Origin of the sequence: Pseudomonas sp. P20 (assembly GCF_016463925.1) — a bacterium.
In the GTDB taxonomy this organism is placed as follows: Bacteria; Pseudomonadota; Gammaproteobacteria; order Pseudomonadales; family Pseudomonadaceae; genus Pseudomonas; species Pseudomonas aeruginosa.
This window is the reverse complement of the sequence record NZ_JAEMVM010000013.1, coordinates 95,834-108,148: the sequence shown is the minus strand read 5'-3', so window position 1 is coordinate 108,148 and position 12,315 is coordinate 95,834. Positions and strand designations below refer to the sequence as shown.

The 12,315-nt window shown below is 66.0% G+C and carries 12 protein-coding genes; 5 read left to right on the top strand and 7 right to left on the bottom strand.

Annotation, left to right across the window (positions count from 1 at the left end):
* Window positions 1-14 precede the first annotated feature (14 nt).
* A complete protein-coding gene (gene dksA, locus JHD77_RS18245) occupies window positions 15-419 on the bottom strand; it encodes an RNA polymerase-binding protein DksA (protein ID WP_015649887.1) in 405 nt (134 codons plus the stop codon).
* A gap of 112 nt (window positions 420-531) precedes the next feature.
* Between dksA and JHD77_RS18240 the strand changes: the two genes are divergently transcribed.
* A complete protein-coding gene (locus JHD77_RS18240) occupies window positions 532-948 on the top strand; it encodes a hypothetical protein (protein ID WP_003099671.1) in 417 nt (138 codons plus the stop codon).
* Here JHD77_RS18240 and JHD77_RS18235 read toward each other — a convergent pair.
* Complete coding sequence (locus tag JHD77_RS18235; protein ID WP_003114144.1) at window positions 926-2,119, bottom strand: N-acetylmuramoyl-L-alanine amidase; 1,194 nt, start codon at window positions 2,117-2,119, stop codon at window positions 926-928. The two genes, JHD77_RS18240 and JHD77_RS18235, sit on opposite strands and share 23 nt — an antisense overlap.
* A 99-nt stretch (window positions 2,120-2,218) precedes the next feature.
* Between JHD77_RS18235 and folE2 the strand changes: the two genes are divergently transcribed.
* Genes folE2 through JHD77_RS18220 form a run of 3 tightly spaced genes read left to right on the top strand, consistent with a single transcriptional unit; the run spans window position 2,219 to window position 5,012 of the window.
* Complete coding sequence (gene folE2, locus JHD77_RS18230) at window positions 2,219-3,115, top strand: GTP cyclohydrolase FolE2 (protein WP_003099665.1); 897 nt, start codon at window positions 2,219-2,221, stop codon at window positions 3,113-3,115.
* Window positions 3,112-3,672, top strand: coding sequence for a gamma carbonic anhydrase family protein (locus JHD77_RS18225; protein ID WP_003099663.1), 561 nt, complete (start codon window positions 3,112-3,114; stop codon window positions 3,670-3,672). Before folE2 ends, JHD77_RS18225 begins: the two co-directional genes overlap by 4 nt.
* Before the next feature lie 2 nt (window positions 3,673-3,674).
* Entirely contained in the window at window positions 3,675-5,012 is a 1,338-nt protein-coding gene (locus JHD77_RS18220; protein ID WP_023110558.1) for a dihydroorotase, read from the top strand.
* Window positions 5,013-5,056: 44 nt separating this feature from the next.
* On the opposite strand, the gene JHD77_RS18215 is transcribed toward JHD77_RS18220, so the two are convergent.
* The 5 genes from JHD77_RS18215 to cfaB all read right to left on the bottom strand — a co-directional run bounded on the left by JHD77_RS18215 (window position 5,057) and on the right by cfaB (window position 11,189).
* On the bottom strand, window positions 5,057-6,301 hold the full coding sequence (locus JHD77_RS18215) for a serine hydrolase domain-containing protein (RefSeq protein WP_023129362.1): 1,245 nt from the start codon (window positions 6,299-6,301) through the stop codon (window positions 5,057-5,059).
* An 86-nt stretch (window positions 6,302-6,387) separates the two neighbouring features.
* Window positions 6,388-6,786 (bottom strand): DUF1850 domain-containing protein, encoded by a 399-nt coding sequence (locus tag JHD77_RS18210; RefSeq protein WP_003099655.1) that lies wholly within the window; start codon window positions 6,784-6,786, stop codon window positions 6,388-6,390.
* Window positions 6,783-8,807 (bottom strand): TRAP transporter permease, encoded by a 2,025-nt coding sequence (locus JHD77_RS18205; RefSeq protein WP_003099653.1) that lies wholly within the window; start codon window positions 8,805-8,807, stop codon window positions 6,783-6,785. The genes JHD77_RS18210 and JHD77_RS18205 overlap by 4 nt, the downstream gene beginning before the upstream one ends.
* Before the next feature lie 74 nt (window positions 8,808-8,881).
* Window positions 8,882-9,841, bottom strand: a complete 960-nt coding sequence (locus JHD77_RS18200) for a TAXI family TRAP transporter solute-binding subunit (RefSeq protein WP_003097103.1) — start codon at window positions 9,839-9,841, stop codon at window positions 8,882-8,884.
* A gap of 163 nt (window positions 9,842-10,004) precedes the next feature.
* Window positions 10,005-11,189, bottom strand: a complete 1,185-nt coding sequence (gene cfaB, locus JHD77_RS18195) for a C17 cyclopropane fatty acid synthase CfaB (RefSeq protein WP_191519382.1) — start codon at window positions 11,187-11,189, stop codon at window positions 10,005-10,007.
* Window positions 11,190-11,426: 237 nt separating this feature from the next.
* Between cfaB and JHD77_RS18190 the strand changes: the two genes are divergently transcribed.
* Entirely contained in the window at window positions 11,427-12,050 is a 624-nt protein-coding gene (locus JHD77_RS18190) for an HAD-IB family phosphatase (protein WP_003099642.1), read from the top strand.
* The last annotated feature ends 265 nt before the right edge of the window (window positions 12,051-12,315 follow it).

Below are 12,315 nucleotides of genomic sequence, written 5' to 3'. Positions count from 1 at the left end.
GGTTGGTAACCTCTTCAGTTGTGCCGCACGTGGCGTTCGCGCTTCTCCTGGCGCTCTTTCGCCTCGATGCAGAGGGTGGCGGTGGGACGCAACAGCAGGCGGCGCAGGCCGATCGGCTCGCCGGTTTCCTGGCACCAGCCGTAGTCGCCGCGGGCCAGGCGCTCCAGCGCTTCGTCGATCTTGTCGAGCAGCTTCTTCTCCCGCTCCAGCAGGCGAAGTTGCCATTGCCGCTGTTCCTCGCGGGAAGCCAGGTCGGCCTCGTCGCTGGGGCGTTCGAGATCGCGCAGCTCGCCGAATTCGCCTTCGATGCGCGCCTGAAGTTCCTGGCGCTGACGCAGCAACAGGTCGCGGAAGAAGTCCTGCTGGGTTTCGTCCATGTAGGCAGCGTCGGGCTGGGCAAGCAGTTCCTGTTCGGTCATGGGCTGAACCTGGGAAATTTAAAACGTTATACTATAACAATTAACACCACAATCGATGGCCCGCCAATCGCCTTCCGGCTACCCTGGGCCCACGTCATCCCGGGATCCACCGATGCGCCGCGTCCTCCGCCTTTACTGCCTGGCCCTCCTGCTGCTCGCTCCGGCGGCACAGGCGCAGGGCTTTCTTCCCGGCACCCGCCCGGCGGAATGCGCCTACCTGCGTACCGTTCTGGCCTGCATGGATCGGCTGGGCAACCACTACAGCGTCGCCACCGGCGGCAACGACACCTGGCTGCGCGGCTACGACGCGGCGAGCGGACGACGCTGGGCCCAGACCAATACGCGCTACGGGCGCCTGACCTTCTTCAGCGGCATCGCCAGCGATGGGGAAATCTGGGTCGGCCTCAGCCGCAACATCGGCTGGACCAGCATCAGCCGCCTGAGCAGTTCATCGGGCCAGCGCCAACGCCTGACCTGCGGGCGGGTCAGCGGCTGCAGCGAAGGCCCTAGCCGGGAGGCTGCGCGCTGAGCGCCGCCAGGTAGCTGCCGGCGGGAGGGCGTTGCCGGAAGTAGCCCTGCACGCCAGCGAAGATCGCCTCGGCCAGGCGCTGGCGATGGCGTTCGTCCATCAACCGGCGACAATCGCCGCGATTCGAGATGAAGCCGGTCTCCACCAGGATCGAAGGGATGTCCGGCGACTTGAGCACGGCGAAGCCGGCCTGCTCGACACGCTTCTGGTGCAGCGCGGTGACGTCCGACAACTGGCCGAGAACGCTGTGGCCGAGGTCCAGGCTGCTGGCGATGGTCGAACTCAGGGCCATGTCGAGGATCACCCCGGCGAGTACCTTGTCGCGGCCCTGTAGCGGCAGGTTGCCGCTGTTGCCGATCAGGTCGGCGCCGTTCTCGCGCTCGGCCATCCAGCGCGCCATGGTCGAGCTGGCGCCATGCTCGGAGAGGGCATATACCGACGCGCCGGAGGCGGTCAGTCGCGGCGCCGCGTCGGCGTGCACCGAAACGAACATGTCGGCGTTGTAGCGCCGGGCCACTTCCGGCCGCTTGCGCAGCGGGACGAACACATCGCCGTTGCGCACCAGGCGCGCCTTGAAGCCTTTCTCACGGTCGATCCGCCGCGCCAGCAGGCGGGCGATGGCCAGCGCCACGTCCTTTTCGCGCTCGCCCTTGCTACCGACCGCGCCGGGGTCCTTGCCGCCATGGCCGGCATCGACCACCACGAGGATGTCGCGGCCCGTCGAGGGTAGCGGGCGGGCCAGCGCCAGCATTGGCTCGGGGGGCGCCGCCAGCGCCTGTGGATATAGGTCTAGGACCAGGCGATGGCCCTTTCCCGCCTGCGGTTCCAGGGCGAAGCTGCGCGGCCTGACCGCTTGGCGCAGATCGAGGACGATGCGCGTCCCGCCGCCACCCAGTTGGCCACTGCGTATGGCGCGCACGGGGCCGTCCAGCGGTAGCTCGGAGAGCGTTGCGAGCAATTGCGCGTCGGGCAGGTCGAGGATCAACCGCTCGGGGGCCTGCAGGGAAAAGGTTCGATAACGCGGCGGGCCGTCCAGTTCCAGCACCAGGCGCCAGCTTTCCGAGGAATTCCAGGCCCGGGCCTGGCGGATTCGTACATTGGCGCTGGCGGCCAGGAACGGCTGGAGGGCCAGGCCGGCGAGCAGGCTTTGCAGGAGACGACGGCGCTTCATCGACGAAATACCCGATTGCAAGGGTCGGCATTAGCTAATACGTTATATTATAACATTCAAGCCATTTCCAGGCCTTGCCTACCCTTCTTCGAGTTCTCCATGAATGCCTTGACGCTTCCCGATATCGCCCGCCAGACCACCACCGCCGATCTTCCCCTGGACTGGGTCGGCATGCAGGGCATCGCCCTTCCCGTGCAGATCGGCGGGCAGAGGGTCGCCGCCGAAGCCGATGCCGGTGTCAGCCTGGACGACCCGCAGGCCCGCGGCATCCATATGTCGCGCCTCTACCTGGCGCTGGCCGAACTGGAACAGGGCGAGCTGGACCTTTCCTGCCTGCGCGCCGTCCTGCAACGCTTCCTCGACAGCCACGCCGGCCTGTCGCGTCGCGCCTACCTGCGCCTACGCCTCGCGCCGCTGCTGCGGCGTCCGGCGCTGGTCAGCCCGCTGAGCGGCTGGAAACGTTATCCACTGGTGCTGGACACGCGCCTGGAAGGCGATGACTTCCAGGCCGAAGTCCATCTCGAGCTGACCTACTCCTCGACCTGCCCCTGTTCGGCGGCACTGGCCCGGCAATTGATCCAGGAGCGCTTCGACCAGGACTTCGCCGGACAGCCGCTCGATCATGCCAGCGTGCTCGCCTGGCTCGGCAGCAGCGCCGGCATCGTCGCCACCCCGCACAGCCAGCGCAGCAGCGCGCACCTGCGCATCGGCCTGGCGGAAGACTGCATCGGACTGCCCCTGGAAGAGCTGGCGGATCTCGGCGAAAGCGCCCTCGGCACCGCGGTGCAGACTGCGGTGAAACGCGCCGACGAGCAGGCCTTCGCCCTCGCCAACGGGCAGAACCTGATGTTCTGCGAGGACGCGGTGCGCCGGCTGCACCGCGCCCTGCAGGGTTATCCACAGGCGAGCCGGTTCTCCATACGGGTCGTCCATGCGGAAAGCCTGCATGCCCATGACGCCGTCGCCGAAAGCCATTGGCAGCGAGGTGCAGCATGATCCGCAAGAATCCCTCCGGCGACCTGCCGGTGATCGACGAATCGGCCTATGTGGACAAGACCGCGATCATCTGCGGCAAGGTGATCATCCAGGCCAACGTCTTCGTCGGTCCCTACGCAGTGATCCGTGCCGACGAAGTCGACGCCGACGGCGGCATGCAACCGATCGTGATCGGCGCCAACTCGAACATCCAGGACGGCGTGGTGATCCATTCCAAGTCGGGTGCCGCGGTGACCATCGGCGAGCACAGCTCCATCGCCCACCGCTCCATCGTCCACGGTCCTTGCGAAGTCGGCGACCGGGTCTTCATCGGCTTCAACAGCGTGCTGTTCAACTGCCGGGTCGGCGATGGCTGCGTGGTCCGCCACAACGCGGTGGTCGACGGCTGCGACCTGCCAGCGGGTTTCTACGTACCGTCCACCGAGCGCATCGGTCCGCGCACCGACCTGGCGAGCATGCCGCGGGTCAGCGTTTCCGCCAGCGAGTTCTCGGAAGACGTGGCGCGCACCAACGTCGACCTGGTACGCGGCTACAAGTCGCTGCAGAACGAGTTCTGAACATGCAAAGCCTGCTGATCCGCAATGCCCGGATGGTCAACGAGGGGCAGGTACGCGAAGGCGATCTGCTGGTCCGCCACGGTCGCATCGAACGCATCGCCGGCTGCCTGGAAAACTGCGGCGCCAGCCGGGAGATCGATGCCGCCGGACGCTACCTGCTGCCGGGAATGATCGACGACCAGGTGCACTTCCGCGAGCCGGGTTATCCACAGAAGGGCTCGATCGCCAGCGAATCCCGCGCCGCCGTGGCGGGCGGCATCACCAGTTTCATGGACATGCCCAATACCCGCCCGGCGACGCTGAGCCTCGAAGCGCTGGCGGAAAAGAAGCGCCTCGCCGCCGCCCATAGCGTGGCCAACTACGGTTTCCACTTCGGCGTCAGCCGCGACAACCTCGACACCGTGGCCGCCCTCGATCCACGCGAGGTCGCCGCGGTGAAGGTGTTCATGGGCGCCTCCACCGGCGACATGCTGGTGGACGACCTGCCGACCCTGGAGCGCCTGTTCGCCAGCGTTCCGACCCTGCTGCTGAGCCATTGCGAAGACACGCCGCGGATCGAAGCCAACCTGGCGCGCTGGCGACAACGCTTCGGTGAACGTATTCCGGCAGCCGCCCACCCGCGCATTCGCGACGCCGAGGCTTGCTACCGTTCCACCGCCCTGGCGGTGGAACTGGCGCAACGACATGGCACGCTGCTGCATGTCCTGCACTTATCCACAGCGCGTGAACTGGCCCTGTTCGAGGACAAGCCGCTGTGCCAGAAACGCATCACCGCGGAAGTCTGCGTCCACCATCTGCTGTTCGACGACAGCGACTACGCCCGCCTCGGCCATCTGCTCAAGTGCAACCCGGCGATCAAGAGCCGCGAGGACCGCGACGCCCTGCGCAGGGCGCTGGCCGGCAACCGCCTGGACGTGATCGGCACCGACCACGCGCCGCACGCCTGGGCCGAGAAGCAGCAGGCTTATCCACAGGCGCCGGCCGGCCTGCCACTGGTCCAGCATGCGTTGCCGGCACTCCTGGAGCTGGTCCGCGAAGGCTGGCTGTCGCTGGCCACCCTGGTGGCGAAGACCAGCCACCGGGTCGCCGAACTGTTCGCCATCGCCGATCGCGGTTTCCTCCGCGAAGGTTACTGGGCCGACCTGGTGCTGGTCAGCGAACTGGAGCACCCGGCGCTGGCCAGCGCCATGCCGCTGCTGTCGCGCTGCAACTGGACGCCGTTCCGCCACCGGGCATTCCACCATCGGATCGATACCACCATCGTCTCCGGGCAACTCGCCTGGCACGCGGGACGCCTGTTCGACGATTGCCAGGGACTGCCCCTGCGGTTTTCCCGCTGAAGTCTTGTCCACAGCCTGCTGTGGATATCCGTTAGCCCACGGCCCTAGCGCAGGGCTTTCACCGCCGCGCCAAGGAAGGCATAGGTCTCCTCCTCGCGATCGTCCATCTCCGGCTTCGGCCAGGCGCTCCAGACCACCGCCACGATCTTCTCCTTGCGGTTGATGTAGAGGTACTGGCCGAAGATGCCCTGGGCTTCGAAGGCCCCGCCGTCATGCTCGGGCAGGGCCTTGGCGCCCACCGGGAAGGTCCACCACTGGTAGCCGTAGCCGAGCGCGTATTCGCCATCGTAGAGCTTGCCCGGGGCCAGGTGGGAAGAAGCCTCGACGCGACTGGCACGATCGACCCAACCTTCGGGGAGGATACGTTCGCCATCGATCACCCCGTCCTCGAGGACGAACTGGCCGAAGCGGCCATAGTCGCGCAGGGTCGCGCTCAAGCCGCTGCTGCCGATCTCTTGCCCGGCCGGCGATTCCAGTTGCCAGAAGCCGTCGCTCTCCATGCCCATTCGCGCCCAGATCCGCTCGGACAGGTAGTCGCTCACCGGAATGCGGGTCGCCGCGTGCAGCAGCTCGCTCTGCAGGTGCGACTCGCCGGTGCTGTAGGTGAAGTGGGTACCGCTCGGGTACTGCCGCGGCAGACTCGCCAGCAGCCGCAGGATGCCACCGGGACGTTCGGCGAGCTGGGCGTCGAACATCTGCCGGCGGTCGGACTTCGGATCGCGATAGGTCTCGTTCCAGCGGACCCCGGAACTCATCTGCAGGACCTGCTCCACCGTCACCCCCTGGTAGGCGGAGCCGGCCAGGCTCGGCAGGTACTTGTCCACAGGCTGGTCGAGAGCCAGCAGGCCCTGCTGCACGGCGGCGCCCACCAGGGTCGCGGAGATCGACTTGACCACCGAGAACGAGGTCCAGCGCGTGCGTTCGTCGTTGCCCAGGCCGTAGCGCTCCAGGGCGACCTTACCATCCTTGAGGACCAGCACCCCGCCAACGCGGTTGCGCCGCATGAAATCGTCGACGCCGTATTCCTCGCCGCCGATCCGGTAGCGCGGCGCGATGGCCACACCCGCCGGCAGCGGACGGACCTTGGTCCCCTTGTGGATAACCCGGGTCGGATAGACCTTGTCCATGTTCCGGTAGGTGTCCGGCTGGTATTCCGGGATCAGTTCATAGAGATCGGCGGCACGGCCGATCCGCGGGTTTTCCACAGCCGCGTCGGCGCCGGCCGAGCCGCTTGCCGAGACGAACAGCGCCAGCAGGGCCGGCCGGAAGACTGATATACAGCTACGCATGGACGTTTTCCTTATGACCGGAAGCAGCTCCGGCTTCGTCGTTTTTATGGATGTGGACTGGCGTCTCACGGTTATCCACAGGACGTTCAGTCGCTCGGGTCCCGTATCGGACACGCCCAGAGTTCGACCGCCGGGCGCTCAGGGTCCGGCGGACCGATCCAGCGCGCCAGCGCATCGCAGCGCCCCTGACGGCAGATCCGGTAGTCGCCGGCCTCCGGTGTGCGCCCCAGCCGCAACGGTTGCAGCGGCGGCACCCCACGGTGGTAATGCCAGGCGCCGTCACGCAGCACGGCGCCCTCGGGAATCTCCATCCCCGCCCCGCTGCCCCGCACCCGGGCCTCTTCCAGCAGCAGGCCGCGCTCACTCAGGCGATAGTCTTCTTCCCAGAGCACCTTCTCGACCGTGTGTTGCCAGGCCAGGGTGAACGACTGCAGCGGCAGCGTCGCCCAGACGCTGCCGGCCATGCCCAGACACAGCGCGATCACGCCACCGCCTCGCGCGCACGCTGGCGCCAGAGGTGCCAGCCGATCACCAGCGCGCCGAGGACGAAGCCCAGCTCGTCGCTGATCGGCAAGGCCAGGACCAGGCTGGCCCCCGCGGCGAACGCCACCAGGCGCTCCCACCAGGCCAGCGGCCCCTGCAGGTAGCCGATGGAAGCCATGCCCCACAGGCCGATGGCCAGCACCGCCTTGCAGGTGACATAGAGCGTCGCCCCCCAACCGCCTTCCTGCAGCATCAGCGCCGGGGAATACACCGCCATGAACGGCACCACGAAACCCGCCAGGGCGATGCGCACCGCCCAGAAGCTGATCTTCAATCCCCTTTCCTTGGCGATCGGCGCGGCCGCGAAACAGGCCAGCGCCACCGGAGGGGTGAGGTCGGCGAGGATGCCGAAGTAGAAGACGAACATGTGCGAGACGATCAGCGGCACCCCCAGTTCCAGCAGCGCCGGCGCGGCGATGGAGCTGGTGATGATGTAGTTGGGGATGGTCGGGATGCCCATTCCCAGGACCAGGCAGGTGACCATGGTCAGGACCAGCGACAGCAGCAGGTTCTCCCGTCCCAGGTCGAGCACGTAGCTGGCGAAGGTGGTGGCGATGCCGGTCAGCGAAATCACCCCGATGATGACTCCCACCAGGGTGCAGGCGATGCCCACCGGGATCGCATGTCGCGCACCTTCGGCGAGGGCGCGGACGCAGATGCGCAGGGTTTCCCGGCCGCCACGGACGAACCAGCAGGCCAGGGCCAGGGCCGCGATCACGACGAAGATCACTCCGATGCCGAGGCGGAAGAACCCCGCGCAGAGCAGCCCCAGCGCCACCCAGAAGGCGATGCGCAGGCCGAGCGAGGACACCCGCAGGATGATCGCCGAACCGAGGATGACGATGGCGGTCAGCGCCAGGCCGATGGTTCCGGAGAACAGCGGCGTGCGCCCGGAGAACAGCAGCGCGATCAGCACCAGCAACGGAATCAGCAGGAACCAGCGCTCGCGGACGGCACCCCAGGCGCTGGGACACTGATCGCGCGGCAGGCCCTTTAGATCGGCCCGGCGGGCCTCGAGGTGGACCATCCAGTACACCGAGCCGAAATACAGCAGGGCCGGGATCAGCGCCGCCTTGGCGATCTCCACGTAGGGGACGTTGATGGTCTCGGCCATGATGAACGCCACCGCCCCCATCACCGGCGGCATCAGTTGGCTGCCCATGCTCGCGGTCGCCTCGACGCCGCCGGCGAACGCCGGCTTGTAGCCGAAACGCTTCATCAGCGGGATGGTGAACTGTCCGGTAGTGACCACGTTGGCCACGCCGGAGCCGGTGATGGTGCCCATCAGCGCCGAGGAGAATACCGAGACCTTGGCCGGCCCGCCGACCCGGTGACCGAACAGGCCCATGGCGAAATCGGTGAACAGGCGGATCATGCCGGCCTGCTCGAGGAAGGCGCCGAACAGGATGAACAGATAGATGTAGGTGGCCGATACGTAGGTCGGCGTGCCGTAGAGACCTTCGGTACCGAACGACAGCTGGTTGACGATCTGGTCGAAGCCGTAGCCGCGGTGGGCCAGGTCGCCCGGCAGGTGTTCGCCGAACAGGCCATAGGCAAGAAACAGCGCGCAGATGATCGGCAAGGCGATGCCCATCACCCGTCGCGCCGCCTCGAAGACCAGGACGATCAGCACCACGCCGACGACCATGTCGGCCTGGGTCAGCTCTCCGGAGCGCTGGATCAGGTCGCCCTCGAAAACCCACTGGTAGACCGCCGTGCCCAGGCCGGCCATGCCCAGCAACCAGGCCAGCGGCTGCCAGGGGCGACCTATGCCGAAGGCGGGATAGCTGATGTACACCACCAGCAACAGCAGTCCGACGTGCATTGCCCGCAGGACCTGGGTGGAAATCAGGGGAAAGGCCGCGGTGACGACCTGGAACACGGAAAAGGCCAGGGCCACGGCGAACAACGCGCGCGGCCAGTTTTCCGCCTCAAGATGCAGCCCGTTCTGATGATCGCTCATGCATCGACTCCCTACAGCCGGAAACGCGGGGAACCCGGTCCGCCGCACGGACCGGGGCTACGGAGAAACGGGCCTCACTCGGGCAGTACGCCCTTCTCCTTGTAGAAGCGCTCGGCGCCGGGATGCAGCGGAATCGGCAGGTTCTTCGCCGCCTTGTCCAGGGCGATGTCCTTGGCGGCAGCATGGGCGGTGACCAGGCGCGGCAGGTTGTCGAACATCAGCTTGGTCATCTGGTAGGCGAGCTCGTCGCTGACCCCGGAGTGGCTGACCAGGATATTGTCGATCGCCACCGTCGGCACGTCCTGCTCCTGGCCGTCGTAGGTGCCGGCGGGAATGCTCGCGGCGTGGTAGGCCGGGCTGTCGATCTTCGCCACCACGTCCGCCGGGATCGCGACGAAGGTGATCGGCATGGTCGAGGCCAGGTCGCGGATGGCCGCCATGCCCAGGCCGGAGGATTGCAGCGTAGCGTCGAGCTGGCGGTTCTTGATCAGCTCCACCGACTCGGCGTAGGGCAGGTACTCCACCTTGCCCATGTCCTCGTAGCTCAGGCCGGCGGCCTTGAAGATCGCCCGGGCGTTCAGCTCGGTACCGCTCTTGGGCGCGCCCACCGAAATGCGCTTGCCTTTCAGGTCGGCCAGGGTCTTGATGCCCGAGGCTTGGCTGGCCACTACCTGGATATAGTTCGGATAGGTATTGCCGATAGCCCGCAGCTTCTTCAACGGCGCCTTGAAGCCGGCGTCGGCGACCCCGTTCCAGGCGTCGGCGACCGAGTCGCCCAGCGCCAGCGCCAGTTCTCCACGCCCGGCCTGCAACAGGTTGAGGTTCTCGACCGAAGCCTTGGTGGCCTGCACCGAGGTTTTCGCGCCCTGGATATCGTGCCCATAGATCTGCGAGAGGCCGACCCCTATGGGGTAATAGACCCCGCTGGTGCCGCCGGTGAGGATATTGATGAAGGTCGGCGCGGCAAAGACCGCGGTACTGAAGGTCACCGTTGCGGCAAGCGTGAAAAGACCGAAGCGTCTGCTCAGCGACATGGGAAGTCTCCTGTTCTTATCGTTGTTGTCGCGCTGTCGCGGAAGCGTCCCGGCTTCCTTCGACCGCGCAGGACTTCGTGCAGACTAGACCGCCCCGCCACGCAGGACAATCAGCAAGGACCGATTGCGCGACCGGCTCCGCAAGGGAGCCGGTCGCCGGCGTTCAGGCGTACAGGTCGCGCCGCGACCAGGGCAGCTCGTGGGAGCCATCCTCGTGGGGGCGAATGGAGAGGATCTGGTGCAGGTTGATCCAGCCGCGCTTGAAGCCGTAGGCGCATCCGGCCAGGTACAGCCGCCAGATCCGCAGGGTTTCCTCGGGCACCAGGCGAGCCGCCTCCTTCAGCCTGGCTTCCAGGTTGGCGCTCCAGAAGTCCAGGGTCCGGGCGTAGTGCAGACGCAGGCTTTCCACGTCGACTACTTCCAGCCCGGCTTCGCTCATCCGCGCCACCGCCAGCGACAGGTGCGGCAGCTCGCCGTGGGGAAACACGTAGCGATCGATGAAGTCGCCGGCCCCCTTGCCAACCGGGCGGCCGTCGGTGTAGCGCGAGGTGATGCCGTGGTTCATCACCAGGCCGCCGGGACGCACCGCATCGTACAGTTGCTGGAAGTACAGCCCCAGGTTGGCGTGCCCGACGTGCTCGAACATGCCGACGCTGACCACCTTGTCGAAGCGGCCATCGCGCGGCAGGTCGCGGTAATCCAGCAGCTTGAGGGTGACCCGGTCCTCCAGGCCTTCGGCCTTGACCCGCTCCCGGCCGAGCGCCAGCTGCTCCTTGCTCAATGTGATGCCGGTGACCTCGACGCCGAACTCGCGAGCGGCCAGGCGCGCCAGCCCCCCCCAACCGCAACCGACATCGAGCAGCTTCTCGCCCGGCTGCAAACGCAGCTTGCGGCACAGGTGACGGAGCTTGGCCAGTTGCGCGGTGGCGAGGTCTTCCTTGCCGGTCTCGAAATAAGCGCAGGAATAGACCATTTCCGGATCCAGCCAGAGCTGGTAGAAGTCGTTGGACAGGTCGTAGTGGTAATGGATGGCTTCGGCGTCGGTGTCCTTGTCATGGCTTTCGCGAACCGGCGGCGCGCCGCCATCGGGTTCGCCGAGCGCTTCGCTGAGGGCATCGCCGATACCGATGACCTGGCTGATCGGTCCTTCGATGTCGAGACGCTTCTCGACGTAGGCCTTGCCCAGCGCATCGAGGCTGGGATGGGTGATCTCGGTTAGCAGCGAGGGGTCGCGAATGACCATGGTTACCTGTGGATCCGGCCCCAGATCGAACGCCTGAGCATCGCCGATGCGGATCCGCAACGGCAGTTGCAGGGACAGCAACTCAGAGGGGAGCTGTGCAATCATGCCAAACCTCCTGGTCACAAGACGGGAACACTATAGTCCAGTACCTGATAGAGTTTTGCTATCGACTACTTAGCCTCCTATCTATCGATGCAAAACCCCTGAGCACTCCGATTCAGGTTAGCAGCCAGTCTGCCCATGGATAGTTGACAGTTCTGATATACAAACTTTCCCTTGCTGCAATAACGGAATGACGCATACACCCTGTCAAAGGAAGCGGAAGCGACATAAGGAATGCCGATGAACGAGACCGTATCCCTCGAAACACGCGAAGTACGCTTTCTCTCCGTGTTCGACTTCGACGGTACCCTGACATACCGAGACAGCTTCGTGCCCTTCCTGCGTTTCGCCTTCGGCAACCGGGTGTTCGTCCGCCGCATGCTGCGCATGGCAGGACCCAGCCTGGCCTATCTCTGCCGGCGTATCGACCGCGACGACCTGAAGGCGCGCCTGATCGCCACCTTCCTCACCGATGTGCCCGTACATGTGCTGGAAGAGCGGGCGCTGGCCTACCAGAACCGCTTCTGGGAAACACTGATGCGTCCCCACGCATTGACCGCGGTGGCCGACCAGGTCAGCAGCGGCAGCACCGTGACCATCTGTTCCGCCTCCCCTTCGCTGCTACTCAGGCCGTTCGCCGAGAAGCTCGGCGTGCACCTGATCGCCACCGAGCTGGAAGTGGTAGACGGCGTACTGACCGGCAGGATCGTCGGCCGCAACTGCCGGCGCGACGAGAAAGTCTGCCGCCTGGAGCGGCACTACGGTCCGCTGACCCAATACTCCCTGCGCGCCTGGGGCGACTCGCGCGGCGATACGGAACTGCTGGCGGCGGCGCTGGAGCGCTTCTGGAAACCGTTCCGCTGACCGGTTCGCCTCAAGGCACCGTAACCCACTTGAAACGGGACTGCTGGTAGCGCTCCCCCTTCGGAGCCGAAGAAAGCTGGCTGGCCTGAAACCATCGCCTGCGAAAAAGCCGATGCCCGCAGAAAAATAGCCTTTCGCCATCAACCGATGGCCAAAACCAGATCGACGTTTGGTCGGAACCGGCAAGAGGAATCTGGTCTGCCGGAAACCTCTTCGGTCATCTCGAAGCGGCAGTCAGCGAAAAAGAAAATTCTCGGTCTGGCTT